Consider the following 1,253-nt stretch of genomic DNA (forward strand, 5'->3'; position numbering starts at 1 on the left):
TGCCATCCCGGTCACGAGGGATATCCAGCCTTAGCGGGCCATCACCAGTGAGTACCGTTTTGCCGCTCTTCCCATTTCGCTGGTTGGTTTCATCCTCCGGGCGCTGCGCGCCCGGTGGATAGCCCAGGTGATGACCCAGTTCGGCATTCAAGGCTCGCTCTATCAGCGCCTTCTTGAATGCCGCAGAGGCTTCTTCGATGGCTTCTGCGGTCATCAGCGGAACAGCGGAAAACTGTTTCAGCAGCTCTTGCGGAACCTTTGGTAACTCTCGGAGCGGTTTTTTTTTGGTTGGCATACATGCACCTCTTACTCATGTTATGCCCGAACACAAAATTTCTGACACCCTCAAAAATCCAGGCTGCTCGCCAGCCTGGATTCGTTCTCAAGCCTTATTCAGATACATCCGCGTAGTCAGCAAGTACACCGGCAACCCCGACACCACAATCAACAGCGCCGCATAAGGCGCCGCCGCCGCAAACTCGACGTTGGCCGTATGCGCCCACACTTCGGTAGCCAGGGTGGTCATGCCGGTCGGGCTGAGCAGCAAGGTCGCCGTCAGTTCCTTCATGGCATCCAGGAACACCAGCGCGAAAGCTGCTGCCATCGCCGGGAAGATGATCGGCAAGGTCACCCGGCAGAACGCGGCAAAGCTGCTCGCGCCCAGGGTGCGGGCGGCTTCTTCCAGCGTCGGCGAAGCCTTGTTCAGCGCGGTGCGCACCGGCGATTGCGCCAGCGGCAAGAACAGCAGCGCATAGGCCAGCAGCAGCAAGGCCGTGGTCTGGTACAGCGCCGGCACGTAGTGCAGGGCGAAGAATACCAGGGTCAGGGCAATCACCAGGCCGGGCAGGGCGTGCAGCAGGTAAGGCAGGCGCTCGGCCCAGATCGCCAGGCGGCCTTTGTAGCGCACCACCAGGAAGCTGATCGGCAGCGCCAGCAGCACGCAGAAACCGGCACCACCCAGCGATACCGACAACGAGGTGAACAACGCCTTGGAGATGGCTGCCACCGGGAATGCCGCCGACGAACCAACGCTCAGCCAGTAGCCAAGCATCGCCAGCGGAATGCCACTGCCAAGCACCGCCAGGGCCACACAAAGAAGCTGCGCCAGCACCGCCCAGCCACGCAGCCTTACCGGCTGTGCGCGGCGCGCCACGCCTTGGCCGATGCGCACATGGCGAGCCTTGCCGCGCACCCGCAGCTCCAGCCACAGCATCACCAGGCACATCGCCAGCAGCACGGCGGACAGCATCGCC

General features: G+C 62.4%; 2 protein-coding genes. Both read right to left on the reverse strand.

Translation table 11 applies throughout. The features are described from left to right. A partial coding sequence (locus HP546_RS30370) for a transposase (protein WP_172233618.1) occupies window positions 1-295 on the reverse strand: 295 nt, incomplete at its 3' end. 87 nt (window positions 296-382) lie between these two features. Then, window positions 383-1,253 (reverse strand): iron ABC transporter permease (locus tag HP546_RS30375; RefSeq protein ID WP_172233621.1); only part of this gene is annotated, 871 nt, incomplete at its 5' end.

The sequence above is a fragment of the Pseudomonas sp. CM25 genome (genome assembly GCF_013179705.1).
Taxonomy (GTDB): Bacteria; Pseudomonadota; Gammaproteobacteria; order Pseudomonadales; family Pseudomonadaceae; genus Aquipseudomonas.